Raw genomic sequence first — 25,906 nt, 5'->3', positions numbered from 1 at the left:
CCTTTTTCCAAGAGAAATACCTTTTGGGGCTGTTCGCAAAACTTCTTATAAAATTATTGACTAAATGCAAAGTTTTAAGAAGTAAATATTGACAATTTTTAATAATTGCCTGTATGTAATTTTGTTTGGATTTCAAATTTTGGAATAAAAGATAAAGTACATAGGGTAGACAATGCTCGCCCTACACTCATTAGAATTTTCCATAGATGATATTAGTAAGATTCGTAGTATTGACCTAATTTTTTAACAAATTGGTATAAAACCTAAAAAATAAAACATTTCTAAATTCTTCGTGGGATAAAGAAAATCAGTATCTTTAGATACCAAATCTCCAAGATAGTCTTTTCTCATAACATCAAACAGATAAAAGCAATTATGTAAAGAAATATAAATTTTTTATGTCAACCAACTCAAACCACCCCTCGAATGAAACGCCTTCCTCTAGTGTTGTTATTCCACAAAGGTATTTAATAGCGCGATCGCAACGCCAAAAATTTTTCATCCTGTTCTGTTTCATGACTGTCTTGGGGTGGGTTGTAGGCGGAATTGCCAGTATAGCGATAGAAAAGATCCTTGCAGAAACACTGTCACCTGAGATTCTTCAGCAACCAAGATGGAACGCTTTGGGGAGGTATATCAGTTATTGTGTGTTTGCGCTTATCTATGGGGTCGATCAAGCACTTGTTGTCAGACAATATATATCTGGTTGGCTGTGGATGATAGCAACAAGTTTGGGCTGGCTGGTTTCCACCAACGTTTCTACAGCTTGGATTGACTACATCTCATCTATCGCCTCATCCTTAAACAGAAATCTCACTTTTCAAGAGGCTTTGATTTTTGGAATTGTGTCAACGACTGCGTACATTTTCTCAGGGATTTGGCTGGGATTTTTCCAATGGATAGTGCTGCGCCGATATACCGCACGTGCTTGGTGGTGGAATTTTTTACCTTCAATTTCATTTTTACTGATTAGTTTTGTGGTGGGATTGCTATCCGTTGTGCAAGATTTTATTCCAGCACCGAGCCGAGATCGGGTAGTGTATTTGAGCGGACAGGGATTTACAGCTATTATTCTGGGAATTATCCCAGCTATTGGCTTTTGTATCCTAAAAACAAAACATCGGAAACAGATTGACGAAGATGACTAAAGACAATGCTTTGCAAAGGACACTCACTCCACCCACTGCGTCCAAGAAACCTCATGTTTTAGAATTACATGGCGATCGTCGTATCGATAATTACTTTTGGATGCGCGAGATTGATAACCCAGACACGATCGCTTATTTAGAAGCTGAGAACGCTTACACTGAGGCTATGATGCAGCATACAGAAGCATTGCAAACAAAGCTTTACGAGGAAATGCTTGCTCGCATCAAAGAAACAGACTTATCAGTACCTTATCGCAAAGATAACTATTATTATTATTCACGTACTGAAGAAGGTAAGGCATATCCAATACACTGTCGCAAACAAGGTAGCCTCGAAGCACCGGAAGAAGTGCTATTAGACCAAAACGAGTTAGCACTAGAGCACGAATTCTTTAGTTTGGGTGTCCTGCAAGTAAGCCCCAATCACCAGATTTTAGCTTACTCAGTTGATACCAGTGGAGCCGAGCAATACACCCTTTTCTTTCTCGATCTAACCACCAAAAAGCTTTACCCGGAAACTATCCCCGAAACCTATTATTCTTTTGCCTGGGCAAATGATAATAAAACGGTATTCTATACCAAGATAGATCCTGCAAACCGCCCGTTCCAGCTTTTTAGACACACTTTAGGAACTTCTGCAGACGAAGACGTTCTCATTTTTCACGAACCAGATGATGCTTTCTTTTTGGAAGTTGGAAAAACGAGAAGCGAAGCATACATTATGATGAGTTTGGGTAGCCAAATTACATCAGAAATTCATTACTTAGATGCCAACGAGCCCAATGGAAATTTTCAAATTTTTCTGCCAAGAAAGACAGGAGTATTGTATGATATCGACCATCACAGTGATTCCTTTTACATTGTTACCAATGAAGAGGCAATTAACTTTAAACTCATGAAAACTCTTGTCGCCTCACCAGCACGGGAAAATTGGCAAACAGTCATTCCTCATCGAGAAGATATCATGCTTTCGGGTGTTAGCTTATTTGCCAACTATATGGTGATTTATGAAAGGCAAGGTGGGCTACCTATCGGGAGAGTACAAAATTTATCGACAGGAAATATTTATCAAATTTCCTTTCCAGAACCAACCTACGATTTTTACGAAAGTAGTAACCCTGAATTTAACACAACAATCCTGCGATTTAATTACACCTCTTTCACTACTCCCCATTCTGTGTTTGATTATGACATGGAAACAAATCAGCGAGAGTTGAAAAAAGAGATAGAAGTTTTGGGCGGATACGATCGCGATCGGTACCAAAGCGAATGGTTGGTTGCTACCTCTGCTGATGGAACGCAAGTTCCCATATCTATTGTTTACAAAAATGGCATTCAAAAAGATGGAAAAAATGCTCTATTCTTGACAGGATATGGTTCTTACGGTTATCCTTCCTCTTCTGGGTTTTCCTCCAATCGACTCTCATTATTAGACCGTGGAGTCGTGTTTGCCATAGCTCATATTCGCGGTGGTGGTGAAATGGGAAGGAAGTGGTATGAAGATGGCAAATTTTTGAAGAAAAAGAACACCTTTACTGATTTTATTGCTTGTGCTGAGTACTTGATTGGTGAAAAATGGACATCCAGCGATCGCCTTGTGATTTCTGGTGGAAGTGCAGGCGGCTTATTGATGGGAGCAGTTATGAATATGCGTCCCGATCTGTTTAAAGCCGTCATTGCTGATGTTCCATTTGTAGACGTAGTTACAACCATATTGGATACTTCCTTACCCCTTTCCGTAACAGAGTGGGAAGAATGGGGGAATCCAAACGATAAAGCTTATTACGACTACATAAAATCCTACTCTCCCTATGACAATGTTGAAGCCAAAGATTATCCGGACACGCTTATTTTAGCAGGTTTAAATGATTCTCGTGTCAAATACTGGGAACCGGCAAAATGGACGGCAAAACTGCGAGAAATCAAAACAGACAAAAATATTCTCCTGCTGAGAACTAATATGGGTGCGGGTCATAGCGGTGCATCTGGGCGTTATGAAAGCTTGAAGGAACTCGCTTTTGAATATGCCTTTGTTTTAGATAGGTTAGGTTTGGGAGATTGTTAATTATAAGTCAATACGGTTTAGCTAAGACTCGTCTAGCCCCCCTTAAAAAGGGTGGGATCTTCAAGGATGAGATATTGTTAACTGAAGCGTGTTGAATTATAAGTTCACTGATGTAGGAATTCTATTTGAACCCGTTTTCTCTCGTTCCCAGGCTCAGCCTGGGAATGCAGTTGATGAGACTCTACCATCAAGTAACAAAACAAGGTAATATAGCTGCGTTCGTTGGAGATTTTAATGCCTTATTTAAGAATAAATCAGCCAAGCAAACTGACCAACGCCAAACCCAAAATAGACAATTAAAGCTAGGAAAAATAAACCAATGCTGCTTCCTATGATGAAATAATCAGTCGTACTAAGTATAGATTCGTGAAGATAAGTTCTCTGAGAACTACCAGAAAAAGCTTTTGATTGTAATACAACTTCTAAGGTTTGGGATTTAGTCATAGCATTTAAAATAAGCGGAACTGCAACGGTAGCATAGACTCGAGTTCGTTGCATCCAACCCATTTTTTCAAAAGCTAGCCCTCTCAATCGTTGAGCTTCAATAATCGATTGGATTTCTTCAAAAAGTACGGGAAAAAATCGTAGAGTAGACGAAAAAATAAAGACAATTTTATAAGGTATATTAGCCTTAACCATACTGACAATCATTTGATTGACATCAGTTGTGAAAATTCCTAATGGAATGACTAGAACCATGGTTAAAGTTTTAAATATAACATTCACTCCATATAAAATTCCTTCTAATGATATTTTTCCTCCACCAAGAAACCACCAATTTGAAGGAATAGTCAGTAGAGAAGTTAATTCTTCCTTGTGGGTTAATAATTTCACTTGAGAGACATTAAACAACCCCATACTCAATAAGAGGAATATATAAAAAGGAATCATAATTTTCAAAAGAGTCGCCAAATAATTTAACTTGACTCCTGCTATGAGACAAGCAAGGGCAACACTTAAAGTTAAAAGACCTCCGGTAATAGGACTTTCCCAGATAAAAGCAATCAGGGTAATTGTTCCTATCATCACCAATTTTGTACGAAAATCTATACGAGTAAAAATTGAATCTCGTTTTACAGTCTGAAAATTTCTAATTCCCATCACTTTATCTCCTAAACAGAATCACGAGATACAAAACAATTAGCTAACTCTTGAGGAGTCAATAAAGGATAGTTTTGATTGGTAAGCTCGGAAAGCTTTTGAGATAACAAAACTGCTTGCGGTGGAGTTAAATAAGTTGATTGTAATAATTCTGTCTCATGGTAAGCTTGACGTATAGGTGCGTCGAGAAGAACGGTTCCTTTTCCCATAACGACAACCCGTTGGGCGTATTCAGTCATTAAATATAAATGATGAGTAATAACAATTACAGTTTTTCCCTGCTGATGTAATTGACGGCTTACATCCAAAATTGAGCAAGCTCCTTGGTAATCCTGTCCGATAGTTGGTTCATCGAAAATAACGATTTCTGGATTCATGGCTAGAATCGCCGCAATTACAATCCGAGCACGATCGCCTTTAGGTAAAGACAAGGGATGAAGATGGCGCTCGTCCCATAAGTTCATATTTTTAAGGCTGTTATGAGTTCTTTGCTCTACGATTTTGCGCGAGTACCCCAAATTTCGTAAAGCAAAGGAAACTTCTTTTTCTACTGTTGTGTTAAAAATTTGGTTATCGGGATTTTGCGCGACATAGCCGATGGAACGAGCTAAACTACTAACTGACAGGTTACTTGTCTCTTGATTATTAACGTATACCTTTCCTTGAGATGGTTGTAAAAGGTTGAGGAAATGCTTAACCAAAGTACTTTTTCCTGCTCCATTTTGCCCAACAATTAGCACATATTCTCCCCGATAAATATCGAGAGAAACATCCCGCAATGCTTGCGTACCATCCTCATAGATGTGACTTAGGTTTTGCACGGACAATAAGGGCGTTTGCGTACTTTTTTCATTTTGAGAAAATTCAGGGGATGGAACAATTTGATTTGCTGTAGATAATTTGCTCAACAAAGAGAACCCATCAGAGAGCGTCACGGGAATTTGACTAACGGGAATTTGACGTTGGTTGATAAAGTAAAAAGTTTGAGCAACTTGAGGCGGACGCAGGTTGTGCTGTCTTAATTGTTCGATCCGAGAATAAATTTGATTGGGCGTTCCCACGTCTAAGAGCTGACCATCAGATAAAAAAGCCAAGCGGTCGGCGAATTGAGCCATCTCTTCAGCTGCATGGGAAACCATAACAATTGAAATGCCTAATTCTTGATTGAGTTCTTTAACAGTAGCAAAAACTTCTTCAGAACCAATGGGGTCTAATTGAGAGGTCGGTTCATCGAGAATGAGTAGAGCAGGTTGTAAAGCTAAGGTTGCAGCAATGGCTAAACGTTGTTTTTGTCCGCCAGATAATTCCTGAGGATTTTTTGTTTCACAGCCTTCCAAGCGAACTGCTTCTAAAACTTGGGGAATCCGCTTGATAATTTCATCTCTAGGAACGCATAAATTTTCAAGAGCAAAAGCAATTTCATTTTCTACAGAGGTGGAAGTGAGTTGCATTTCAGGGTCTTCAAATACCATCCCTACATAACGCGCTAACTCAGATATCGGACACTCAAGAGTATCCTTCCCTGCAACTGTAATATGTCCAAAAAAACGTCCCCCATAAAATTGAGGAACAATTCCATTCAGTGCGAGACATAGTGTAGTTTTCCCCGCACCTGTTGGTCCGATAATACCTAAAAATTCTCCGGAGTAGATTTCTAGAGAGATATCTTTTAATACTGAGTTAGGAGAACTTGGGTAAAGATAAGAGAATTTTTCTAAAGTGGCGATCGCTTTCATTCTTTTAATAAATGGCTTCTCTAGGTTTCACTAAATTGATCTCTCTGAGCCCGGAAATGACGCCCGCACCAATAACTGTCGCAGCTACACAGCGAATCAAGTTTTCTACAGGGATGACAGGAATCAAGACCATCCATACCTCTTCTGGCCAATTAAATATGTAGTACGTTATTGTTGTTGCGCTCAGATGAATAACACCCCATACCATCCATGTTCCTAAAAATAAACCCGTTATTAAGGGAATAATCTTCTGACTTGAGATCCATCGAGCAAATAAAGTGCGTGTAGGTAAGGCAAATAACACTAGACCAGACCAGTCAACGAAAGAACCTGCTATGACTATGTTGGGAGCTACGCCATTGCGAAGGGCGCGATCGGCATACAGAAAAAGCTCAAAGGCGAAAAAAATAGTCAATGCGATCCACCAATATTTGCGTCTGTAACTTAAAACCATCATTCCCGCTGTAAAGCTACCTAGCATTGCTCCCCAAATTGACAATAAGGGAATACCTGCAGTGTAGGGAGCTAAAAAAGTTCCAATTAACGTACCAATACCACTAGCTAATGCACCACTCATAGGTCCAAGTATCCATCCTAACAAAGGAAAAATACTTTGGCTCAGTGGCATTCCTCCTCCCGATGCCAATACGATAGTGAACGGAATAAAAGCAAGCGCCGTGGTTACTGCTGCTAAAACGACAATGTACGCCACGGGAGTTCCGTCAATAGAAGCAGTACTCGTAATTTGAACTTTCCGTTCTTCTCCTTCTGGAGAATGAATCAGTGTCATGGTTATATCTAGTCCTAATTAGGGCGGAGCGAAAAACTTTGGGTTCTGGTGGTTATACTAACCTAGATTTACTTTCAAATGGGATTGAGAAGTTCCGCGATCGCTAAGAAATATAGCCATTCTATTTGAGATCCAAACAAGGGAGACAAGGAAGAGGTGATTGTAAATCATTTGGGAGTGCTATAGCATTTAGTTATACTGCGTTTAACTAAATACTCCTCGATCTGGATCTAAAGTTACCTCCATATTGACTACTAAAGCACTATTCGGTCTATCATAGCCTCATTGTATACAAGATGCTGATTTCATTGATACTTCAGTATCTTTTTCACCAACCTATAGTTTGGAAATAACAGAGTCGGCAATGAGTGAAAAAAAGATGACTTCTCCAAGTGGCTTGGAGTATTACTACGTTAGTAGTCAAGAGGAAACACAATATATTTATTCAGAAATCTTTACTGAACAGCAATATATTGGACATAATATTGTCATTAACGAAGGTGATTGTATATTTGATGTTGGGGCTAATATTGGACTCTTCTCTCTATATGTAAGTACCATCCAAGAAAAATTAAAAATTTATGCTTTTGAGCCAATTCCAGAAACTTTTGCCGTGTTAGAAAAAAATAAACAGTTGCACTCCCTAGATAATCTGTTCGTATTTAACTATGGTTTGAGTTCAGAAAACAACTTAGAAAAAGCGTTCACTTTTTATCCCGACATGGCGGGAAATTCAACAACAAGACCTGGTGAAATACTTGTGGAGCAGGAGTCTTTTCCTTCTGAAATCAGAATAGAAGACCTCTTTAAAGATTTTTTTCAAGATGAGAAAAAAATAAAATGTGAGGTAAAAACACTGTCTTCGGTGATTTCTGAATTAGGGATTAGCTCAATAGAATTATTGAAGATTGATGTAGAAGGAGAAGAATACGAAGTTTTGAAAGGCATAGAAGACAGTGACTGGTCTAAAATCAAGCAAATAATTGCTGAAGTTCATGATAAAAATGGGCGAATAGAAAAAGTGAAAAAAATGCTGACTTCCCATGGTTTTAACATAGAACTGCGAAAAAGAGAACTTTTACCTTCTACATATGTAGATACCTTTAATTTGTATGCTAAGCGTTAAAGTTTAGTTAACAACTGGCTGAAGCGTCGGGCGGTAACAGGTGCATCAAACTCTGCAACTTTAACCCGCCCTGCTTTGCCAAGTGCAGAGCTTTTCTCTGGTGATAAAAGTACTTCTGCTAGCTGACGTGCTAAATCTTCCGGATCTAGAGGGGTTGCTAGCAAACCTTGTACGCCATGTTGAATTAATTCGGGTGTAGAGGACGAACGACTGGCGACAATGGGCTTGCTAGTTGCCATGGCTTCAGCAAAGACAATCCCAAAGCCTTCTTGCAGGCTTGGCAAGCAGAAAACATGACAGCGAACGTACTCGCGTACTAGTTTCTCATAAGGGAGGTAGCCGAGGAAGGTTACGTTTTGATTTAAATTGAGTTCTTGAGTTAGACGGCGCAAGTTGTCCCATTCTGGTCCTTTGCTTGCAATTCGCACTTCCACATCTGGTATTCGATCGCGGAGAATTGCTGTTGCTCGAACCAGGGTAGCAACGTTTTTACGCGGATACTGCACGCCAACACACAATACGGTGGGACGCGCATTATTAGCTTCTTGACTGATAGATGTTATTGCTGCATCCCATGCTTGGAGGTCGATAGGAGGCGGTACAATTTGGATGTCTTTGGTGTAGTTATAGAGATAGCTTAGCCTGGTGCGAGAGTAATCGCTAGTGGCAATTACCATATTGGCACGATGGACGCTGACTCGTTCTGCTTTTGCCATCAACTCTAAAGAGACACGTACCCACCCCCGCTCAAACTTGGCTTCGTCGGCAATAATACCATGAATGTAAGCAATAAATGGGGGTTTGATGCGATTGGCAATGGTGTAACCATCCATATCAAGACCAATAACAGCATCGTAATTGTCGAAGCATCGTGGATCGAGCCCCCAATTCCATCGGAAACGATCTACCATGTAGCCCATCAATCCAGTTGGTTGAGAGGGGGTAAAAACATCAACGGTAGGATGTAGCGATCGCAGGTTAGCAATCAGGTGTGCATTACCCACAAAAGTTCCGCTTCCTAGCTCGGCATTTTGGGGAGTAGCTGTGATAAATGCTAGCTTCATTTAAGCTCTACGTGTTAGGAGCAATCGTATTATCACTCAATTTGTGTGCAATCTAATAGCCCCCGATCTGCGTCTAGAGTTACCTTCACACCTACTGGTAAAGCAGCGTTTGGTCCATCATGACCAAAAGGTAGACCGGAAACCACAGGAATGCCTAAATTACCCAAGCGATCGCGTAAAACTTCCTCAATAGTGAAACTAGGGACATTGGGAGGTGGTTCGCATCGGCTAAAGCGCCCCAAAGCAATACCTCGAACTTTTTGCAAAGCACCACTCATTCGCCATTGAGTCAGCAGTCTGTCTATTCTGTAAGGTGCTTCTGTCACATCTTCCCATGCCAAAATTACACCATCCATATCTGGCTGTAATGGTGTACCTAGGAGATGAGTTGCTACTGTGAGATTGGCTGGTAATAAAATACCACTAGCAATGCCACCACCCCAGCCGTCACCTTCTAAAGGTGCTAAAGGACGACCTTCCACCAAATCAAATAATCTTTGAATTGACCACTCTGGTTCTGAAGCTAGAGTTGTCATGACAGGACCGTGAACGCTTGAAATACCTACTGTATAAAGACTCCACAAAAGGGCAGTAATGTCAGAAAAACCAATTAACCATTTAGGGTTAGTCAGTAGGGGACTTGGAGTTCCAACGGCTTGGGAAGCGGAGGGTGAGGGGGACAATTCTCCCATTGTCCATACCCAATCTTCGAGAATGCGTGCGCTACCAAAACCACCTCTCGCACATAGAATTCCACGACATTGCAGTTTTTGCCAAGCCGTTGCTAGTTGATGGCGGCGGTTTTCATCTTGACCTGCTAAATATCCCCATTTGTCATCAAACCCCGACGCTAACTCAACTTGGTAACCTCGCGATCGCCAAATTTCAACTCCTTTTTGAAACGATTCAAATTCTCTCAAAGCACCACTTGGTGAAATAACTTGCAGTAGATCGCCCGGTTTTAGGGATTGCGGGACAATTTTAGATGGGTATTGGGCGTTGGACATTGGTCATCGGTTACTGGACATTGTTCACTGGTCACTGGTCTTGTCTTCTCTTTCCTGACTCGGTAAAGAACGGATGCGGTTCATTTGTGAAAGAGCGTACTTTGCTGTGGCTTGTACCTCAGCATCGGGGTCGTGCATGGCGTGTGATACCATTTGGCTCACTTGAGCCATCATGTCATAAATCCGAGTCAAATCGCGGATAGCATTTTTCCGCACTTGGGGGCTTTCATCCTGCAACGAAATTGCCAAAGCACGATTCATGGGTTTCAGTGTCCGAGTGCCAATTTCTGCCAAAGCTGCCAAAATTAAGCTGCGTTGCTGAGTATCTGCATCTACCATCAGTTCCACCAGAGGTTGAACCGCTCTTGAATCTCCCTGTTGTCCCAAATCCCAGATAGCTTTACGGCGTTGTGTGGGATCTGCGCTGTGCAAGTCCTCTATCAATTGCTCGATGATGTTGACTTTGGCAAGGCGAGAAGTTTTTTCTACTGATAGAAGTTGGGGTTTAAGGTTTGCAACTGTTTCTGGTGGGACAAGTTCGCTAGTTCTTAAGTATCCTGCATTCGCTGTTGTGGTGTGTTCTTGTCTTGATGGCGTAACAGAGTTGGTGTGTTCTTGAGGAGAAGTTTCAATATAGCGAGCAGGTTTTTTGACTTGACTGAATCCCTTAATAATGTAAGCGAGTGCGCCAAGACTTCCTATAGTACCCATACCAACCAGCAGCCACCACAGTATGTCCTGTTTTTCTACTGGGTCTGTTGTTGTAGTACTGGCTGAGATGGCATTGCTTGCGATCGCTACAGAAGGTGTCAAAGACTTTTTCTGAATATTTTGTTCAAGATTCTGCTTTGTAACAGTTCCAAATACACCGTCTGCAACTAAACCCCTAGCTTGCTGAAATTTGGCGACAGCCACACTTGTCACACCACCATATTTACCGTCTATTTCACCATCGTAGTACCCCAACTCTTTCAATAAGGTTTGGAGTGTTCTCACTTCCGTACCCGTGCTACCAGGTTCGAGGAGATTAGAAATCTTGACATTGTCTGTAGAACTGACTTGAGCAAGTTTAAAGCCTTTCACAGCTTGGGTAGGGGTAGCGTTGCTTGCTAAATTATGGTCAAGACCCAAGCAAGCAAAGCAGGCAATGAGAAATACAGAGGAACTACGTAGCCCCATATAAAGTTTTTTAGGTAGGATATGCATTACTAACGCATTAATGCCACGGTAACAAGCTATTTTAATGTTAAGTTTTTTCTTGGCTACAAAATAATTAAATACACCCTACTTATCCAAGCCATAGAAAACTGTAACTATAGAGATGCTAGTAGCTAGCAGCTTAACAGCTCGGTATACGTAAATAAAGAGAGTAACAGATGAATATGATTGAAAAATACCATAGCCTGTTTCCCATCTTTTATCAATGCCGCGAATTTTGATAATTCTTTCTTTTTCAGTACTTTTTTTTAACTTACGGTAAACTCTCTGGTTCCGATTCGCGTAACGGTACGGAAACTCTATTCAGTTTTCTTGCAGAAGCTTCTAACAGGGATTGTTGCTGTGCAGTATTTGTATCACTGGCGACGAGTTTATGACCGGCTTGTGCTAAAGTATCGCGCTGATTGATGAGGTAAATACTGACTAGAGTCAATCCTACTCCTACCCACTGCACCGGGCTTAGTACTTCTTGAAGAAGCAAATTCCCAAATAGCAAAGCAAATACAGGTGTGAGAAAGGTTAGAGAACTTAAACTGGTGAGACTGCCACTAGAGGCAAAATAGAAAAATAAGCCGTATGCGATCGCACTTCCAAACACTGTAGCGTAGCATAAAGCCAGCCAATCCGAAGGAACAAGATTCTGTATCTGTTGGGATTCTGTCACTGCTGAAACTCCCCACAATGGCAATCCACCCAGAATCATGTGCCATCCTGTAGCGGTCACGGGGTCGGCGTGACGACACACAAAGCGAATTAGTACAGTTCCCACTGCCATACTAAGCGCTGCCAAAAGCATTAACCATTCGCCACTCTCTAGAAAGGAGTGTGGGAAAGTAGTAGAGGAGGGCAAGGAATTAGAGAGCAGACCTAAGATTAACTCATCTGGTAAGCCAATTAAACTAATACCCATCACTCCGAGCGCAAGTCCCAACCATCCCCACAAACCAATCCGTTCTTGGAACAGCCACAAAGACAATAAAGCAACTGCTAAAGGTTGAGAATCAATCATTACAGACCCCAGCCCAGCTCCGGTTCTGACTAACCCTGCTGCTAAAAAGCCCTGAAATAGAGTTCCATCTATCAAAGCAAATAGAGCGATCCACAACCACGCCAACCATCCTTTTGGCTGAGGTTTTCCCATGAATGCTGCTGCGATCAGAATAAGTACCCCTGCTGGTATCAAACGCACCCCTGCTAAAAAGAATGGTGTTGTGTGGGGGATCGCTCCTTTCATAGCCACCATTGCAGTACCCCACAAGAAAAATGGGGCTATCAGCAGTATTGGTGCGAAGGGTTGTTGAGATGCACTGAGCTTCAGTTGCATGGGAGTGGGTGCGCCTTTGTTTTACAATTGCGAGAAATACTTTACACAATTGTACCGAATTATGTTGTTTTGTAAAGGAACCTCAAAGTTATACTGGAGACTGGTAAGTTTCCCAAAGCTGGATCGTTAATTGTTAATGCCCTCACCACAATGATTCTTTCCTCCAAACGTCTTATCTTACGAGAATTTATACCGGAAGACTGGGAACCGATTTTTGAGTACCAAACAGAACCCCAATATCTGGAATTTTACGAATGGGAGACACGTAGCAAAACTGAGGTGCAGGAATTTGTACAAATGTTTTTAGAACAACAAAAGCAAGTACCGAGAACGAAATTTCAGTTAGCGATCGTCTTAAAATCTGAAGAAAAAGTCATTGGTAATTGCGGTATTCGTAAAATCAAACCAGAGTTACCAGAAGCTTCCCTTGGTTACGAAATTGCTTCAGATTACTGGGGAAAGGGATATGCAACTGAAGCAGCAAGCACGATGATAAAGTTTGGGTTTGAGGAGTTGAAGCTAAAGCGCATTTATGGATGGTGCATTGCTGAAAACCTTGCTTCTGCTAGAGTCATGCAAAAAGTTGGGATGCAGTTTGAGGAAAGATTTACTGAGAATGAGTGGTTTAAGGGACGTTGGTGGGATACTTTGATTTTTGGAATTTCAAAAGCTCGGTGGGAAAAGCTATGAGCTACTTCAATCCCCAGTGTATAGGCTGCGGTGGTGTACACATCTTTAGAGATCTCCCTAAAATCCCCAATAAATTGGGGGATTGAAAAATTTTCCCCCCAATTTATCGGGGGGTTAGGGGGGATCGAAACTGCAAGAATGCACTTTAGAAAACTTGTGTACACCACCGTAGAGACTATAGGACGGCTAAAGCCAGCCATTCAATGTTGTAGGGGATAGCCGCACCTACAAGAATCGGTAATTTTAATTTTTCTGTACAGTAAGGGCGCAAAGCCTTGCGCCCCTGTTTGGTTCAAATGAATGCCATCCTTTTTCTTTATCTAACAACTACTTGGAACAGTGGATGTTTCCAAAATAGGCACTAATTTCACCCCAAACTCTGCTTCAAAAATTCCTTTGTTATAATCTAAACTCCACATTTCTAAAGCACAATCATCATCAAAATGTGCTGGAAAAATTTTAAGTTGGAATCCCCGATCTTTAGGCAAAGATTCACATTGGACTCTTGTAATCGCTCCAATTTGCCGCCTATCTAAAGCTACTCCCAATCTTAAAATAGCACTTAACTGGTTAACAATTTGCCTGTGAGTTTTACTGGCCAAATTCCCATAACTATCATGCTTTTTCTTAGGTGCTGATTTACGATGGTAGCGTGCTAAGTTAGCAATGATTTCTATCTCTGTTTCGTTGTAACCTAGCAACTCACTATTACGAATGAGATAATATGAGTGCTTGTGGTGTGAGGAGTGACTGATATAATGACCGCAATTGTGTAAGATTGCAGATGCCCAAAGCAATTGCCGTTCTTCAGCACCCCAATTGTGAAGTATTCCTTTGGTTTGGTCAAATAGACTTAAAGCAAATACGGCAACCCGATCGCTGTGCTCTATATTAACGTGGAATTTCTTTGCTGTTTTCAGAACGCTTCGTTGGCGTACCGTACTCTGATAGCGCAGACGGTCGTCAATTAAACCGTGAGTCAGCATCCAATCTACAATTACGCCCTCTCTTAAAGAACGCTCGCACACAACAAATGATTCAACTCCCAACAGAGTCATTGCTTCCTGCATGACAATCGCACCAGCCAGTATCACTTCCGCCCGTTTTTCTGGCATACCGGGAATAGTCGCTCGTTCTACATTGCTCATTAAGCGCAAGCGATTGACCAACTCGCGCAAATTCCTCAGGTGTACTTCATAACCGTTGAGAGTAGAGGGAACATAACCCAACTTTTCCCGCGCATCAATCGCTGCTAAAGTTTCCGCCGTACCGGAAGTACCAACCAGGCGGGGATGTTCGCCAAACTTGATATTTGCCTGTACTTCTTCTACAGCCCGCTCTAGCATTCCGCGTGTATAAGCTTGTAAGTACTCAAATTCAATATTGCTGATGGGATCGGTTTTAATGAATTCACCTGTCAGTCTCACAGCACCTACTTTAGTACTGGTGAGGGTGCGTGCTTCATGGCTATCGCCTAGAATCAATTCTGTGGAACCACCACCTATATCAATAATGATATGGGGTTGGTTGTTGAGTTCCATCCCCGACAGGACGCCCAGATAAATTCGCCGTGCTTCTTCCTGACCGGATATGAGATCGACACATAAGCCCAATTCGTCTTTTACCTGTTTGAGAAAATCTTTTCCGTTAGGGGCTTCCCGTACTGCACTCGTAGCAACAGCAATGACTGTTTCGGTATTAAGGGTTTTTGCTATTTTTTGGAAACGTCCTAAAGCTGCAATCGCCCGTTCCATTACCTCTGGTTTCAAATTACCTGTTGTGAGATCGCGATCGCCTAACCTTACGGTTTCTTTTTCTCTAGCGATTATGCTAAAAGCTGGGAGTGTGGGTTCAATTCGCACGATTGCCATGTGGAGTGAATTTGTCCCCAAATCAATTGCCGCTATAATTCTCTGTTGATCGACTGGTTGAGTGGATAGACTCGCCCAGCTTGCCGAAACTAAATTCACCATCGATGTTTTCTCTCTGTTTGGGATGGGAAAAGCTGGTACTGCCGATCTTATCGGCATAACGATCGCTTGATGTGGAATATAATTTTTTCTCAAGTTCGGCTTTTTATAGACTTTACCTGAGAAGCGCAGATTAACCCTATCTATTTACAACCCCAAGTGAGTTCTTTGCCACATTCAAAGGTGCCACTTTATGGTTGTGTTTTTACAAATAGCAAATAAAGATATTCTATAGATGTAAAGCTTAATAAAGCTCTCTGTCTATATCTATATTTTTTGCAGATCTATGGTAAACACGCCCCTAAGCAACACCGAACCAACATGGCTTGCGATCGTCCGGCTTTTGCGGTGGCATAAACCAGAAGGACGATTAATTTTAATGATTCCAGCCCTTTGGGCTGTGTTTTTGGCGGCTTCTGGAAAACCGCCTTTACCACTCGTTGGTACGATCGTTCTGGGGACTCTTGCTACGAGCGCTGCAGGATGTGTTGTCAATGATTTATGGGATAGAGATATAGATCCACAGGTTGAAAGAACTCGCGATCGCCCTCTCGCGAGCCGTGCGCTTTCCGTAAAAGTCGGTATTGTTGTCGCTACAGTCGCAATGGGATGTGCCGCTGTTCTCGCTTTCTATCTTAACGCGCTCACATTTTGGTTGTGCGTAGCAGCCGTTCCTGTTATTTTGCTTTATCCTGGAGCAAAACGAGTTTTTCCCGTTCCACAACTCGTACTTTCCATTGCTTGGGGTTTTGCTGTTTTAATTAGTTGGAGTGCAGTGACAAGCAATCTTTCGCTTCCCACTTGGATACTTTGGGGTGCAACGGTACTCTGGACATTGGGATTTGATACTGTCTATGCTATGAGCGATCGCGAAGACGACCGAAGAATTGGTGTGAATTCTAGCGCCTTATTTTTTGGTCAGTACGCTCCTGTGGCGATTGGAATTTTCTTGATGGGCACTGTCATTTTACTCGGGTGGTTGGGTTTGATTTTGCAACTGCATTTGATTTTTTGGATAAGTCTTGCTTTTGCTTCTGTTGGATGGGTTTGGCAGTGCATCCGCTTGGGTCAGAAAGATTTGCCAAACTCGAGCTACGGTGAAATGTTCCGCCAGAATGTTTGGATTGGTTTTATCTTACTTGCTGGCATGATTGCTGGAAGTTTTTAGTTGCGACGGTTAACTCGACTTCTACAATAAACCCGGATTTGTACGGAAATTTTATAAAGATTTTATGAATATTTCATAAAATCTTCTAATAGTACTTACGAAATCTCACTGTTTTCGGTAGTAGTGGGGTGTACTACTTTTTTAGTTAGATACACCCACCTTCATGAAGCGCAGCTTAACAACAGCAGATCGTCTGTCTATACATTTTGTTAACATCGCCACTGTCGTCATACTATTTCTAGGTAGTCTTGGTATTGCCGGGAGTGGTTTTTTTCTCAGAAAAGCCATTAGCAGTGGAAGTCAACCTGAGATAGTGAGCGATCGCTCCGAGTACAAAAATATTCGCCACAAACTGTGGTCCCATCGGGAACAAATTAAACATTTTCCTACTGATATCCCTACTGACGCTTCAGGTGTGCGTGTTGCTTATTCTTCTGGCGCTTCTGAAGGAAATCAGTTTTTTCAACTGCGGTTAAAGCAATCGCCACAAAAGATTCAAAATTTGCTTTCGCAGTATAGAGCGATCGCGACGCATAAATATCAAGGTGGTAACACGAACGACCACGCAAATCAAGTGAATGGCGTACCAACGACTTTCTTCCATACGAGTGATTCTCAAGAAGACTCTTTTCCTCCTTCCTATGAAGTTCTTGTGTTGGGGGCGCATGACAAAGGCAATTCAAATTTTAGATGGAATCATGGAGATAGTTTTGGGGTGGCAATTGACAGTTCGACTTCGGAGATTATTTATTGGGCTGAGGAGTGGTAATTGTTGTTAGTTGATAGTTGTTACTAAAGAGGACTTTGAGAGTATCTTCCCCCTTTTTTAAGGGAGCTAGGGGAGATCTTGATACATCAATAGATTTTACAAAAATCATCTAAGGCAAACCTTATGGTGCCGAGAAAAATTGTTATTGGGGTGATGGGACCTGGAGAACAAGCAAAAGATATTGATATCAAAAACGCTTATGAACTGGGTAAACGCATTGCTCAAGAAGGTTGGGTTTTGCTAACTGGTGGTAGAAATGTTGGGGTTATGGAAGCCGCAAATCAGGGAGCAAAATATGCCAACGGTTTAACTCTTGGTATTCTTCCTGGTAAAACAGATGAGGGAATTTCTGAGGCAGTTGATATTGCTATTTTCACTGATATGGGCAATGCTCGAAATAATATCAATGTCCTCTCCTCTCATGTGGTAATTGCCTGTGGTATGGGTGCAGGAACTGCATCAGAAATTGCTCTCGCCTTGAAAGCAGGTAAAAAGATTATTTTGTTATTAGATGATGAAGTCAGCCAAGTTTTTTTCCAAAAGATGTCACCAGATAATGTTTATGTATTTTGTGATGTAGAGAATGCGATCGCAACAATTAGGCAACTTTTAATTATCAAATTATAAAAAGTGAAATAGCTATAGTACAGCGCAGCAGAAATAACGGAGTCAGTAAAAGACTCATAGCTCATCTCAAAATTCACGGTTCGCATAAACTCTAGCTTGCCGCTCGATAGATCATTGCCGCAGAACAGGCGATCGCACTGTGTTAGACTGCAGGTTGGTCAAACGGGTCTGTAGGAGTGCCCTGATGAAACACCATTCGCCAGCCTGACGATTCAAGCCGCCAAATCGACGATCGGTTGGTGTGGCGGAACAACTTTCCCGATGGGTTCACATGAGCCGATCGATAAGTGAGTAAAGCGATCGAGTCTGAGAGTTGGTTGACGGCAAAGTCCTGGGCATAGATCTGCGGTGGTTCCGGATCGCTCGGCAGCGACATCAGCATGCGATCGCGTGTGTACGAAGCACCTGAGCGACCGAACTCCCTGAAGTCAGACGCAAGCAACTGTGCCAAGCGCTCTCGATCCCTACGGCACTTGGGCTGATGAAGTTCGCACTCTAATTCGCGGAGTGTGGACAGCAGTGACAGGTTATCCATCAGGTTACTCCATGACTTCGTGTGAAAGGTTGATCCATTTCATAGGTGTCCCCCATATTCCATACTTGAAAAAGCGATCGCCGCTTTGGATAAACCCTACTTTAAGGTAAAAGCCAACTGCTTCTTCTGCGGCGTTAACAGTGACTTCATCCAAATCATAGCTGCATCGGGTGAAGAGTTCTCGACCGATTCCTTGCCCAGAAAATTCTCTTCTGACAAACAGCAATGACAAATGATTGCCCCTCTTAAAGGCAATAAATCCAACAACAATTTCATTCCACGTTGCAACTAGCGTTTTCTCATTACTTAATATTCTGTCTCTTAATTCTTCTGGGCTACATAGCTTTTTCCATTCGGCAACGCTTTCTGGTGTGCCATCAGTGAGTTCCCATAGAACCGCAGAAGCCCACATGCAACCACTGATTTGATGCTCGTCTCCAAGCTGCGGGAGTCTGTAGTTAACTGTGTTCATGGTTGTGTGTTAATCACCTTTCAGCAACACCAATTTGAAATTGGTAGTTCTTAGGTTGCTTCCCTGAAGACTAAAACGGAGCGGTCTAACGGCGGAGTTGAACCGCACCTCCGGCTAACCGCCCGAAGGTGGTTAACGGAGTATCGGTGTTGCCAAGCAAGAAGTTGTTATTCTGGTTCCAAGGGAGCCAATGGTTCCCATTTGGAATTTTATAATGAAATATAGTCAAGAGTGGGAAATTCCTGATATTTGCTGGAGATGAAATTCAGGAAATTTTACTAGGCTCTCGATGGTTGAAATTGTTTATATTAGTAGCTAACTATAGTCAAAATATAGTAAGTTTAGAGTTAATTTAATCATATGTTTTTTCCAAATTTGCATGCTCCCTCAGAAGAGAGGATATAGCAGTCCTAACTGAGTTACAAACACCTCTTCCTTGTCTCCCTTGTCCCCCTTGTTCGGATCTCAAATAGAATTGCTATATATGGCTAACAGTAAAAAGAGCCCATATTTCAGGGAACTACTGAATAGAAATCTCACTGTGAAGAAGATCGAATTGTTAGCAAATATTACCGTCGCTCCTTCAGCATCAACCGCACTCCTCCATTAGGCGCAAATGTTAGACCGCGACGGACGGGAAACAAAGGTCGCTTTTCAGCTAGTGTAAATGAGTTATGCGATAAAATTGTCGCCAGTACTAGTTTCATCTCAAACATGGCAAATGCCATGCCAAGACAGCGTCGATTTCCTCCACCAAAAGGTAAATATTCATAGGGAGAAAACTGCCGTTCCAAAAATCTTTCTGGCTTAAATTGCTTTGGTTCTGGGTAAAGATCGGAGCGATGGTGAGTTGCATAAATACTTACCGAAAGAGTCATTCCCTCAGGTAATTCATAACCCATTAATTGCATGGGGGCTTGTAAAACTCTGTTTAAAGCAGCGACAACAACTGGATAAATTCTTAAGGTTTCCAAACAAACAGCATTTAAATAAGGTAACTGAGCAATTTCTACTGGTTCAATGTTCGCTATATCAATAGAGTTTAATTCTTGCAGCAGTTTCTCTCGGACTTCAGGTATGTAGTGAATCCAGTATAAAGCCCAAGCTAAAGCTATTGCAGTTGTTTCATGTCCGGCAAAAAGCATCGTCATTAATTCATCGCGCAGCTCGACATCGGTCATGGGTTGACCTGTTTCGTCTTTAGCTGATATTAATAAACTGAGAATATCTTCACCCAAGGATTCCGGTTGAGTTCTCCGCTCGTGTATTTCTTGATAAAGCAATCGATCGAGTAAATCCCTTTTTCTTAAAAAATGCCCCCATGGGCTGAGATTTCCTAAATCAACTTGCAGGACTTTAAAAAGCAAAAATAGTGTCTTGAAGGGAGTATTGAAAGAATCTAACATCTCAGTCAAAGTTGTCCTAATTTGTTCGTAGCGTTCTCCTTCTTTGAGTCCAAAAACTGCTTGTAAAATGATTCTTAAGGAAATCTCTTGCATATATTGCCGGACGACAAATGTTTGTCCAACCTGAAGTCGATTCATCACTTGCTTGGTAATGTCACCCATAAGGTGACCGTATGCTCGCATTCTTTCACCATGGAAAGATGGCATTAATAACTTGCGCTGCTGCTTGTGGCGATCGCCATCTAATAGCACTAAAGAGTTAGCTCCTAATAATGGTTCGGCAAGATTCCCCACACCAGAACTAAATAACTTGGCATCAGCGGTAAATACTTCTTGAATTGCCTGGGGATTGCTGATAGCTAATTGAGAGGGAAAGCCAATAAATTCTGCTAAAAAGATGTCTCCATAACGCTTACCCATTCTTTCAAGATAATCTATTGGGTTACCAATAGCCCATATTGTTTGAAGTAAGCGCGATTCACGTATTTTTGGGAGTTCTTTAGTCTCAACGTGCTTTGCAGAATTTTCTTGAAACGCAACCATTTGTTATTTTCCTCAATTTTTCTCACAAATAAATCTCACAAATAAAGTCTAAACGAGAATTTACTTCCTGAACTACATCTAGTTCTCATGGGACAGGTATCCCACCCATCCCACCTTGGAAAGCTGCTTTATCTACGGTCTCGTACAATCAAACGAACCCCCCCGGATGGAGAAAATGTTATACCCCGGCGTACAGGAAGTACAGGACTGCGATCGGCAAGTGCAAATGAGTAACGGGATAAAATTGTTGTCAGTACCAATTTCATCTCAAATAACGCAAAAGCCATACCAAGACAGCGACGGTTTCCACCGCCAAAGGGTAAATATTCATAGGGAGAGAACTGTCGTTCTAAAAAACGTTCTGGCTTAAACTTTTTAGGTTCTGGATAAATGTCTGAGCGATGGTGAGTTAAATAAATACATGGTGACAACATGATGCCCTTTGGTATTTCATAACCCATCAGTTGCATGGGAGCTTGGAGAATTCTGGCTTGAGTAAAGAAAACAACCGGGTACATTCTTAAAGTTTCCGAACAAACAGCATTTAAATAAGGCAATTTAGCTATTTCTGTATGTTCGGTAACAGAAATATCAATGGAGTTCAATTCCTGTAGCAGTTTGTCACGGACTTCTGGTAAGCTGTGAATCCAGTATAATGCCCATGATAAAGCTGTTGCCGTTGTTTCATGTCCGGCAAAAAGCATGGACATCAATTCATCGCGTAGCTCAACATCTGTCATGGGTTGACCTTCATCATCTCTAGCTGATAGCAAAAGATTTAAAATATCTTCCCTTGAAGGATCGGGATGATTTCTACGTTCTTGAATTTCTTGGTAAATTAATTTATCAAGAGCTTCTCTTTGACGTAGAAAGTATCCCCAAGGACTCCAAGAACCCAGATCGTGTTGTAGTCCTTTGAAAAATAGCACCATTGCTTTTAAGGGAGTGCTAAAAGACTTTAAAATATCAGTTAAAGCCTGTTTGATTTGTTCGTAACGTTTTCCTTCCTGCAATCCAAAAACAGCTCTTAGAATGACGGTTAAGGAAATTTCTTGCATAAACTCACGAGCGATGAATGTTTGCCCAACTTTCAATTGACTCATTACTTGCTCGGTAATGTCACACATCAAATGTCCGTAAGCCCGCATTCTCTCACCGTGAAAGGGAGGCATCAATAACTTGCGGCGTTGTATGTGGCGATCGCCATCTAATAATATTAAGGTGTTTGACCCAACTAAAGGCTGCATGATACTATTGCCAGGGCCTGTTTCAAACAACTTAGCATCAGCCGTGAAAATTTCTTGAATTCCTTGGGGATGGCTGATAATTGCAGCAGTAGGAAAGCCAGCAAATTCACCTATGAAGATGTCACCATAGCGCTTTGACATCTTTTCCAGATAATCTTTTTGTTGTAAAACACCCCAGAGAATTTGCAGCAATTTTGGTTCGCGTATTCTTGGAGGTAGCTTATTACCGCTTTGCTGTAGAAAATTTTCTTGAATTGAAATCATAAGTTTTGGTTAGTGGTTAGTAGGGGCGCAAGGCGTTGCACCCCCACAGTGGTTGGTGGTTAGTTGCTAAATATTTAGCTAAATCGGGCAGAAGCCTACACTTACCGCTTGCGGAAGTGTAGGAGTGTCACAGGTGGAATACCATAGCGATCGCGTAAATCCCCTACAGGTACCTCCACAACTTCCCAAAAATTCCAATTATTGGAAAAGTCTACTTTACAAGCCGCACCACGCTGTAGAGCTAGAATTACCAGAGAAATATCAAACAATCCAACACAAGTATCTGCAACAGGTGTCATTTGAATTCCTAAATGAAAATGCAGGAGCGCAAACAGGAGAAACACAAAGCCATCTTCACGAATGAAACCAGCTTGAAACGCTCCTTGTTGGATCTCTCCTAGAGGATCTGTATCGTAGCCAGACAATACGTGACCGAAATCGTGAAAAACCATTCGTTCTGGAATACCAGCATTTTCACCTGGAAAACTGAAATGTCTTTGAACGCAATGTTCCCAATATGCACGTCCCAAAGTCCCTTTGGGTAGCAAGCCAAGCTGTCGGTATCTCCAAGCCATTTCAAAGTCTTCGCCTCCATTAAAAAATAGAGGGGATATCGTTTTTTTGATACCAGTTACTCCTTCTTGCCAATCGGCTGTAGCCACAAATTTACCCGTCAACCGACGCATCATATCAACTCGTACTAACAGTTTATGTCCGTTGGCTGCTTTGTACAGGTTTCGCAAACCTTGTTCGTCAATGCAAAAAGCTTCTGCTAGCGATCGCAATATTTTCTGCTGATGGGGTTTAATTTCACCGTCCACCATTGCCATCACCATTGCCATTTGAAGCAAGCGTTTGCGTTTCTGGGAATCGGCAATAATTTCAGCGATTTGCTTTGGTGCGATCTGACGTAAGTCATCAACAGCAACAAAAGATTGATGCATTTGGTTGATGACTTGTAAAAACTGATACTCTTGTGGTACTAGTGCTTCAGGTTTAGCTGCCACAGTCATCAGTGCTCCGAGCACCAATGGTAGTTCTTGGGGAGAAAAGACAGCAATATCCATAGCTGAAAAAAGGGGGCTACACCAAAGTCCTAGCAGTATTAGAAATCGCGAGAGTTTGTAGCAGGTTGAAGAGCTAAAGGTAATTCCAATCCAGTAGCTGCGGTAATTTCTGGCGGTGGTGCAACTCGTGTTGAGCTTTTCAAGTATTGCCCATCGTTAATAGGGCTGACAACTTTCATTTTATGGGTAGTGCTGTAGTAACGGTGAGTTTGCTGAATCTGCTGTCTATCTTGCATGCTCTCGTTGGCAATCTTTTTCCGCAATTTGATGATGGCATCAATAACAGCCTCCGGTCTGGGAGGACATCCCGGAATATAAACATCAACTGGGATTAACTTATCTACACCTCGAACAGCAGAAGGGGAATCGGTACAGAACATACCGCCAGTAATTGTGCATGCTCCCATAGCAATGACATATTTTGGTTCTGGCATTTGTTCGTAAAGCCGTACCAAGTTTGGCGCATACTTCATGGTGATTGTACCCGCAGTAATCAACAAGTCTGCTTGTCGGGGAGTCGCACGGGGAATCATGCCAAATCTTTCCATATCAAATCGGGAAGCATAAGCAGCCATAAATTCCATAAAGCAGCAGGCTGTCCCGAACATCAAGGGATATAAACTAGACATTTTTGCCCAGTTGTACAGGTCGTCTACGGTTGTGAGAATAATATTTTCAGAGAGTTGTTGCGTGACTTGTGAATGCTCAATAGGATTAATTACAGAGTTAGTCATGGGTAAGTCCCCCAAAAAGTTTGAATGTGTTCTTGCAAAAATGCGTTCAATGCATAATTCGATCCGGAAGTCAACTATGACTCCAAATGCTACTCACGAAAACAACCTTTCTCAAAGAAGCTCCTGTTTGCAACTTCTTTTGGCTCGCAGATAACTACATCAGCAATAACTACAGTTTCCGATAACATCCCGACTTGCACTAGTAAAGATAAAGGTTTTAAGACGCTAACTTAAGCTGTTCTACCTGCATTTTGCATAATTTGGATGGGAGAGTATGCCCATCCACCACAATCTGATTGATTTAAACTATGCAAATTCAGAGCGCGACAGCTTAGTTGTTAAGCTGTCGCGCTCTGAATTTGCGTATTCTCAGACTTTAGAAAAATCAGTCACACTCTCCCCCAATCCTCCTCGCTCAACGCAAGAACATGAAATGTCTCAATGTTATTTTTTGCATCAATTCAATTGTTGTCTTCAAGGCTTTGTTCTCTCCAGTACAGAAAAAATGGCAGGGCGCAAGAAAGCCCAATTCCAAAGGTCAGTCCAATATAAAGAAGTATCCATAGCCGAGAAATGCCCAATCGCTTCAATTCAATCCAGGCAAAACAAAAGAAAGCGCTTGCCGCAATGAGCAAATCGCCCATTAGCTCGATGGTAATATTGTTTGCAAATGCTTTTTGTAGAAATAAGGTTGGAGATAATAGCGCAGATGGATCTTGAAGCAGCCAATACCAAGGCACCATCAAGCCAACAATAGTAAGTAGCAAATACAGTGGTTTCATTAAGTTAAATGAGTTTTTTGTCGAAATATCCATTGACTTCACCATGGTTGCTTACCTCTGAGTCGGTGTGCCTCTATCGTGCCAAAGGGAGATAATAGAAGCAATTACCTGTCAGGTAATCAAAATCATTTTCCTCACGATTCTTCTCATGCAGCAACGTTCAACTGCTTTTCGCGACCACCAGTCCGACTCATTCGGAATGCTCTTAAAACACTGGCGAGAGCAACGCGGGTACAGTCAACTCAAGCTAGCACTCAAAAGTCAAGTCTCTCAACGACATATTAGTTTTCTAGAGTCAGGACGAGCGAAACCCAGTCAAGACATGGTTATTCAATTGGCGACAGTTCTGGAAATTCCAATGAGACAGCAAAATCTTATGCTGACAGCGGCGGGATTTGCCCCCATTTATGCTGAGACCGACCTGTCAGCTCCTGAAATGACCTCAATTCGCCAAGCACTTGATTTTATGCTCCAGCAACAGGAACCTTACCCAGCGCTCGTGGTCGATCGCTACTGGAATTTGCTGCTACCCAACAATGGAGCCACTCGACTTATTAACAGTTTCATCGATCCACATAAATTACAAACCCTCTTCTATAGAGATGGAAAAATTAATTTGATGCGGGTCGTGTTCCATTCCCAAGGTGTGCGTCCGTTTATTGTCAACTGGGAAGACTTTGCAAACCAGGCGCTCCAACGACTGCATCGAGAAGTGAATGCTTATAGCGGGTCTTTGCCAAACTTAGAAGGGGAATCCGAGCCATCTTCTTTATTATTGAACGAACTGATGAGCTATCCGGGTGTTTCGGAGATTTGGCAAACTTCCCATAAAACAGCACAAAATGCCTTGCTGCTCACCCTTCATCTCAAGCGAGAGGATATGGAATTACAGTTTTTTTCGACCATTGCCACGTTAGGGACTCCTTATGACATCACGCTTCAGGAACTGCGGATCGAATGTCTGTTTCCTGCAGATGAAACAACCGAAAGAATCTGGAAGAAAGCGATCGCCTAAGTTGTATAAAACTTGAAGAAATTTAAGATACGGTTTTA

The 25,906-nt window shown here is 41.9% G+C and carries 23 protein-coding genes; 8 read left to right on the top strand and 15 right to left on the bottom strand.

The window, feature by feature from the left end; translation table 11 throughout:
* Window positions 1-515: 515 nt before the first annotated feature.
* Window positions 516-1,148, top strand: a complete 633-nt coding sequence (locus AB0756_RS05005; protein ID WP_038084199.1) for a hypothetical protein — start codon at window positions 516-518, stop codon at window positions 1,146-1,148.
* Window positions 1,141-3,213 carry a S9 family peptidase gene (locus tag AB0756_RS05000; RefSeq protein ID WP_038084197.1) on the top strand — a complete coding sequence of 691 codons (2,073 nt, stop codon included), beginning with the start codon at window positions 1,141-1,143 and terminating at the stop codon, window positions 3,211-3,213. Before AB0756_RS05005 ends, AB0756_RS05000 begins: the two co-directional genes overlap by 8 nt.
* A gap of 243 nt (window positions 3,214-3,456) precedes the next feature.
* On the opposite strand, the gene AB0756_RS04995 is transcribed toward AB0756_RS05000, so the two are convergent.
* From AB0756_RS04995 to AB0756_RS04985, 3 genes are read right to left on the bottom strand one after another with little or no spacing between them, the layout of a single operon-like run.
* Window positions 3,457-4,314: an energy-coupling factor transporter transmembrane component T family protein gene (locus tag AB0756_RS04995; RefSeq protein WP_038084194.1), complete on the bottom strand. Its 858-nt coding sequence runs from the start codon at window positions 4,312-4,314 to the stop codon at window positions 3,457-3,459.
* An 11-nt stretch (window positions 4,315-4,325) separates the two neighbouring features.
* Window positions 4,326-6,050, bottom strand: coding sequence for an ABC transporter ATP-binding protein (locus AB0756_RS04990; protein WP_038084190.1), 1,725 nt, complete (start codon window positions 6,048-6,050; stop codon window positions 4,326-4,328).
* Between the two features lie 4 nt (window positions 6,051-6,054).
* The gene (locus AB0756_RS04985; protein WP_038084188.1) at window positions 6,055-6,840 is read right to left on the bottom strand and encodes a hypothetical protein; all 786 of its coding nucleotides are present in this window, start codon (window positions 6,838-6,840) and stop codon (window positions 6,055-6,057) included.
* 364 nt (window positions 6,841-7,204) lie between these two features.
* Between AB0756_RS04985 and AB0756_RS04980 the strand changes: the two genes are divergently transcribed.
* The gene (locus tag AB0756_RS04980) at window positions 7,205-7,966 is read left to right on the top strand and encodes an FkbM family methyltransferase (RefSeq protein WP_038084184.1); all 762 of its coding nucleotides are present in this window, start codon (window positions 7,205-7,207) and stop codon (window positions 7,964-7,966) included.
* Here the strand turns inward: AB0756_RS04980 and AB0756_RS04975 are convergent.
* From AB0756_RS04975 to AB0756_RS04960, 4 genes are all read right to left on the bottom strand, one after another.
* Window positions 7,963-9,030, bottom strand: coding sequence for a glycosyltransferase family 4 protein (locus tag AB0756_RS04975; protein ID WP_038084182.1), 1,068 nt, complete (start codon window positions 9,028-9,030; stop codon window positions 7,963-7,965). The two genes, AB0756_RS04980 and AB0756_RS04975, sit on opposite strands and share 4 nt — an antisense overlap.
* 32 nt (window positions 9,031-9,062) lie before the next feature.
* Window positions 9,063-10,037 (bottom strand): S66 peptidase family protein, encoded by a 975-nt coding sequence (locus tag AB0756_RS04970; protein ID WP_038084181.1) that lies wholly within the window; start codon window positions 10,035-10,037, stop codon window positions 9,063-9,065.
* A gap of 24 nt (window positions 10,038-10,061) precedes the next feature.
* Complete coding sequence (locus AB0756_RS04965; RefSeq protein ID WP_408019777.1) at window positions 10,062-11,243, bottom strand: peptidoglycan-binding protein; 1,182 nt, start codon at window positions 11,241-11,243, stop codon at window positions 10,062-10,064.
* 265 nt (window positions 11,244-11,508) lie between these two features.
* On the bottom strand, window positions 11,509-12,579 hold the full coding sequence (locus AB0756_RS04960) for a DMT family transporter (RefSeq protein WP_038084176.1): 1,071 nt from the start codon (window positions 12,577-12,579) through the stop codon (window positions 11,509-11,511).
* Between the two features lie 150 nt (window positions 12,580-12,729).
* On the opposite strand from AB0756_RS04960, the gene AB0756_RS04955 reads away from it, so the two are divergent.
* The gene (locus tag AB0756_RS04955) at window positions 12,730-13,269 is read left to right on the top strand and encodes a GNAT family N-acetyltransferase (protein WP_038084174.1); all 540 of its coding nucleotides are present in this window, start codon (window positions 12,730-12,732) and stop codon (window positions 13,267-13,269) included.
* A gap of 320 nt (window positions 13,270-13,589) precedes the next feature.
* Here the strand turns inward: AB0756_RS04955 and AB0756_RS04950 are convergent, their stop codons facing one another.
* Entirely contained in the window at window positions 13,590-15,242 is a 1,653-nt protein-coding gene (locus tag AB0756_RS04950; RefSeq protein ID WP_038084172.1) for a Ppx/GppA phosphatase family protein, read from the bottom strand.
* 283 nt (window positions 15,243-15,525) lie between these two features.
* On the opposite strand from AB0756_RS04950, the gene AB0756_RS04945 reads away from it, so the two are divergent.
* The 3 genes from AB0756_RS04945 to AB0756_RS04935 all read left to right on the top strand — a co-directional run bounded on the left by AB0756_RS04945 (window position 15,526) and on the right by AB0756_RS04935 (window position 17,803).
* Complete coding sequence (locus AB0756_RS04945) at window positions 15,526-16,407, top strand: 4-hydroxybenzoate solanesyltransferase (protein ID WP_038084171.1); 882 nt, start codon at window positions 15,526-15,528, stop codon at window positions 16,405-16,407.
* A gap of 163 nt (window positions 16,408-16,570) precedes the next feature.
* Window positions 16,571-17,176 carry a hypothetical protein gene (locus AB0756_RS04940; protein ID WP_038084168.1) on the top strand — a complete coding sequence of 202 codons (606 nt, stop codon included), beginning with the start codon at window positions 16,571-16,573 and terminating at the stop codon, window positions 17,174-17,176.
* Window positions 17,177-17,299: 123 nt separating this feature from the next.
* On the top strand, window positions 17,300-17,803 hold the full coding sequence (locus tag AB0756_RS04935; protein ID WP_038084160.1) for a TIGR00725 family protein: 504 nt from the start codon (window positions 17,300-17,302) through the stop codon (window positions 17,801-17,803).
* 142 nt (window positions 17,804-17,945) lie between these two features.
* Here the strand turns inward: AB0756_RS04935 and AB0756_RS04930 are convergent, their stop codons facing one another.
* The 7 genes from AB0756_RS04930 to AB0756_RS04900 all read right to left on the bottom strand — a co-directional run bounded on the left by AB0756_RS04930 (window position 17,946) and on the right by AB0756_RS04900 (window position 24,886).
* Entirely contained in the window at window positions 17,946-18,338 is a 393-nt protein-coding gene (locus AB0756_RS04930; RefSeq protein ID WP_038084158.1) for a nuclear transport factor 2 family protein, read from the bottom strand.
* A gap of 4 nt (window positions 18,339-18,342) precedes the next feature.
* Entirely contained in the window at window positions 18,343-18,810 is a 468-nt protein-coding gene (locus tag AB0756_RS04925) for a GNAT family N-acetyltransferase (RefSeq protein ID WP_038084156.1), read from the bottom strand.
* Window positions 18,811-19,379: 569 nt separating this feature from the next.
* Window positions 19,380-20,759 carry a cytochrome P450 gene (locus AB0756_RS04920; protein WP_038084154.1) on the bottom strand — a complete coding sequence of 460 codons (1,380 nt, stop codon included), beginning with the start codon at window positions 20,757-20,759 and terminating at the stop codon, window positions 19,380-19,382.
* Between the two features lie 128 nt (window positions 20,760-20,887).
* Window positions 20,888-22,270: a cytochrome P450 gene (locus AB0756_RS04915; RefSeq protein WP_082051791.1), complete on the bottom strand. Its 1,383-nt coding sequence runs from the start codon at window positions 22,268-22,270 to the stop codon at window positions 20,888-20,890.
* A 101-nt stretch (window positions 22,271-22,371) separates the two neighbouring features.
* Window positions 22,372-23,337, bottom strand: a complete 966-nt coding sequence (locus AB0756_RS04910) for a hypothetical protein (RefSeq protein ID WP_038084153.1) — start codon at window positions 23,335-23,337, stop codon at window positions 22,372-22,374.
* A 38-nt stretch (window positions 23,338-23,375) separates the two neighbouring features.
* A complete protein-coding gene (gene nuoB, locus AB0756_RS04905; RefSeq protein ID WP_038084151.1) occupies window positions 23,376-24,071 on the bottom strand; it encodes an NADH-quinone oxidoreductase subunit NuoB in 696 nt (231 codons plus the stop codon).
* Window positions 24,072-24,532: 461 nt separating this feature from the next.
* Window positions 24,533-24,886 carry a DUF2834 domain-containing protein gene (locus AB0756_RS04900; protein WP_038084149.1) on the bottom strand — a complete coding sequence of 118 codons (354 nt, stop codon included), beginning with the start codon at window positions 24,884-24,886 and terminating at the stop codon, window positions 24,533-24,535.
* Window positions 24,887-25,001: 115 nt separating this feature from the next.
* Here AB0756_RS04900 and AB0756_RS04895 point away from each other — a divergent pair, with 115 nt between their 5' ends.
* Window positions 25,002-25,868, top strand: coding sequence for a helix-turn-helix domain-containing protein (locus tag AB0756_RS04895; RefSeq protein ID WP_038084147.1), 867 nt, complete (start codon window positions 25,002-25,004; stop codon window positions 25,866-25,868).
* Window positions 25,869-25,906: the final 38 nt, after the last annotated feature.

The organism is Tolypothrix campylonemoides VB511288_2 (assembly GCF_045999855.1).
Lineage (GTDB): Bacteria > Cyanobacteriota > Cyanobacteriia > Cyanobacteriales > Nostocaceae > Scytonema > Scytonema bouteillei_A.
This window is presented reverse-complemented; position numbering and strand designations above follow the sequence as displayed.